The organism is Bizionia paragorgiae (genome assembly GCF_900107625.1).
Taxonomy (GTDB): Bacteria; Bacteroidota; Bacteroidia; order Flavobacteriales; family Flavobacteriaceae; genus Bizionia; species Bizionia paragorgiae.
Genome location: NZ_FNQK01000037.1, coordinates 1 through 2,988, shown reverse-complemented (window position 1 = coordinate 2,988; position 2,988 = coordinate 1). Strand labels below are relative to the sequence as shown.

Below are 2,988 nucleotides of genomic sequence, written 5' to 3'. Positions count from 1 at the left end.
TTCGATCGTTTGGTCGTTGCTCTTTTGCTAGCTTCTGATTTTCCTGCGGAAAATCCTCGCGTACAAAATCGCAACGTTCCTTACACAAAACCGTTAGCAGTAATTAAACAGAGCCTGCTAGAATTCAATAATCCTGTTGGTTTTTTAAATAGCATAAATATCTCTTTAGTTAGAGAGTGAAAATCTAAAAACATATGATAATTAAGGTTAACAGCAAAAAAATAGCATTAACAATTATTTTATCCATAGCTATTATAATTATATTTAAATACATTAAACCAAAGTACTACGTAGAAAATACAAAAGCTAAAAATCTACCTTGTAAAATTAGACCATATAGAGATAGCATTTATGTATACATTCCATATCAATTAACAATTTATAACAATAGATTAAGCGCTTTAAAAATTTCTAGTATTTATGAAGGAAAATCTAATGGTTCTAATTATGGAAAGTATCTTTTATATAATCTTGAAAATTTAGAATTGAATGATTTTTGGAATCCGAGTAAAAAATTAAAAACAGAAAACAACTATCAGAAAAATGGAGATAATGCTTATTGGCGTATTCAACCTATCATTAAGTATAGAAATCATATTTTTCCATTTATGACACGAGACTTTTATTATTACAAAAGACACACTTTAAGTAATAAAAATAACAGATTCAATGTTAAACAAATAAATGAAGACAGTATTCAAAAACAATTATATACTCTAGATTATAACATCGCTACAGATATAAGTAAATCTATTACCGACAGCCTTTATAAAGCTACTAACAATAAACGGTTTAATGTCAATTTTAAATCTGAATTGTTAATAAGAAAAAGCATAAGAGCAAAAATTAATAATGAAGAACAAGAAATGATATATCTAAATTTCTACGACTCTATCAAAGGAATGAATAAAGAAGAAAAGATAAAATATTTACGAAAACAGATGAAATTAAAACCCGGAGATATGTTTTAATAATAAAATACCGAAAACCAAATAACTACTGCCAACACCGTGTCCTATGAAAAGCACTTATCCCGTTCTTCAAATATAATATTTATTTTCTAATTATCTCATAATGATGATTGTGTGGTGTTGAAATGTTGATAATACCTTTAGGTTTATCAATATTTCAATGCCTTTAAATAACTTGCTCCGCATCCTATGTGTGGTCCAGCGTGAAGCGCGGCCACCAGCATCTTTATGATTGTAAGTTATAATAACCCGGTCACTGTTTATAAAAGTGATCCTTCCGCCTTGGGCGAAGGTCACAAACGGTGTTTTGTAATCCGGGAAATAGTATTTATGTGAGCTCTGTTATTGTTAATATTCCTTTTTTATTTATTGTATCACGCCCGCTTGATAGGGAATTCCCGTCTTTATTACGGCCAATGTCCTGCTTGCCAATTTGCGTGCAATTTTTATAATGATTGTCTTGGAGTCCTTGGGCAGATGTTTTCTGTAATAGGCCTGCATAATTGGGTCTGCGCGTATGGCCTGCCACGATGCCTCCACAAAATAACTGCGCATAATTTTGTTTGCCCTTTTTGTAATCCCCGTATCTCGAGAGTTATCACCACTCTGGTATATACCAGGAGCAAGACCCAGATAGCCTGCAAGATGTTTAATGGTGCTAAAGCGGCGTAGATCGCCAAGCTCGCTTAAAATACCACAGGCAACAATCCCCGCAATACCGGGAACACTGCGCAATAGGTTATAGTCGGTTTTGTAATGTTTACGGCAATAGGCACGAAGTTCGTTAGAAACCTCTCTTTTTTCCTTGTCCAGAAACCTGAAGGTGCGCATCCTGCCCTCAAGCGTAGACTTGGCAGTTGGATGGGCGAAGTCCACGCCAGCCACCCAGTTCCTGAAGTTATGGCTCCAGTTGTCTTTGTCAAACTCTTCGGGAATCGTAATGCCAAAATAAAGGAGTTGCATTTTGATTCTGCTTTTATTGCGCCGTATGTCCTTAACGATATCGTTGCGCCTCCTGAAAAGGCTGCGAAGTGCCTCACGCTGGACATCGGGCACCTTTATGGAGTTGAGCCAATCATCCTTGAGTTCCCTCGCGATAAGCTGGGCATCGATACGGTCGGTCTTAGAGTATTTTTCCTTTCCTCGACGGTGTATATCGGCGGGATTGGCAACGACAGAACGCCATCCGAACGCCTCGAAGATGCGATGGGCGGAAAAGCCGCAGCAGCCAGCTTCGTAGGCGGTGGAAACTTCATAGCCCGCAAAGTTTTTCTGCACATAATCGTAGAGGACCTTTGGATCGGGCGGCATGGAAAAAGATTTGCCGATGAAAAAATCGGTCGCACAGTGCACTTTCCAGCTACGCTTGTGAATGTCGATGCCAATGTGTAATTTTGGGTGAGCAGTGGGTTCAGTTTTCATATCTAATTGTTTTGATGAACTTTAAAGATACGAGACTCGCTGCTTTTTCATGAATGCTATAAGTTATGGCTGGGTCTGTGTCTACTTGGAAAATCCTGCGGATTTTCCACAGGCAGTTGACCGTTTGGAATTGTCCGTTATTAGTCCACGCCACAACTCATACACATAAACGTTGGGTTTAATGCGGAAACGCCTGTTACCAATCCAAAGTTCCGGCTTAAATTCAATTCTTATACTGAAAAACAACAGCCGATTTTTAGCAGGTTTGCGGAATCAAAATATTGAACAACTAACCTTGACTATTTTAGATCGTTTGCAGAATCTGAATTAAAACTTAACCAAACTATAAGCGGAATGTAGCAAGTTAAGGAATCGCTCACTCGCCATCTGAATTAAATATATTGCGGAATTTGAGCAAGTTTGCGGAATAAAAACACAATCGATAAAAGAGTAATCTGAACAAAATACCCAGTGGATAAAAAGCACTAAAACCCAACACCGTGTAAAAAACATTGCTTATTTTAGTTCGATCGTTTGGTCGTTGCTCTTTTGCTAGCTTCTGATTTTCCTGCGGAAAATCCTCGCGTACAAAATC

Annotated in this window: 4 protein-coding genes; 2 read left to right on the top strand and 2 right to left on the bottom strand. The window is 37.4% G+C overall.

The features are described from left to right. Positions 1-180: hypothetical protein (locus BLV64_RS14650; protein ID WP_218138674.1), on the top strand; the 180-nt coding region annotated here is incomplete at its 5' end. 14 nt (positions 181-194) lie between these two features. Next, on the top strand, positions 195-971 hold the full coding sequence (locus BLV64_RS14400) for a hypothetical protein (protein ID WP_092136765.1): 777 nt from the start codon (positions 195-197) through the stop codon (positions 969-971). A gap of 366 nt (positions 972-1,337) precedes the next feature. Here the strand turns inward: BLV64_RS14400 and BLV64_RS14395 are convergent, their stop codons facing one another. Next, the gene (locus BLV64_RS14395; RefSeq protein WP_092136767.1) at positions 1,338-2,393 is read right to left on the bottom strand and encodes an IS110 family RNA-guided transposase; all 1,056 of its coding nucleotides are present in this window, start codon (positions 2,391-2,393) and stop codon (positions 1,338-1,340) included. A gap of 376 nt (positions 2,394-2,769) precedes the next feature. Continuing rightward, positions 2,770-2,988: hypothetical protein (locus tag BLV64_RS14645; RefSeq protein ID WP_218138676.1), on the bottom strand; the 219-nt coding region annotated here is incomplete at its 5' end.

Excerpts from the sequence above, each read along its gene's own strand:
- BLV64_RS14395 (WP_092136767.1), bottom strand. The coding sequence starts at position 2,393 with ATGAAAACTGAACCCACTGCTCACCCAAAATTACACATTGGCATCGAC.
- BLV64_RS14400 (WP_092136765.1), top strand. The coding sequence starts at position 195 with ATGATAATTAAGGTTAACAGCAAAAAAATAGCATTAACAATTATTTTA.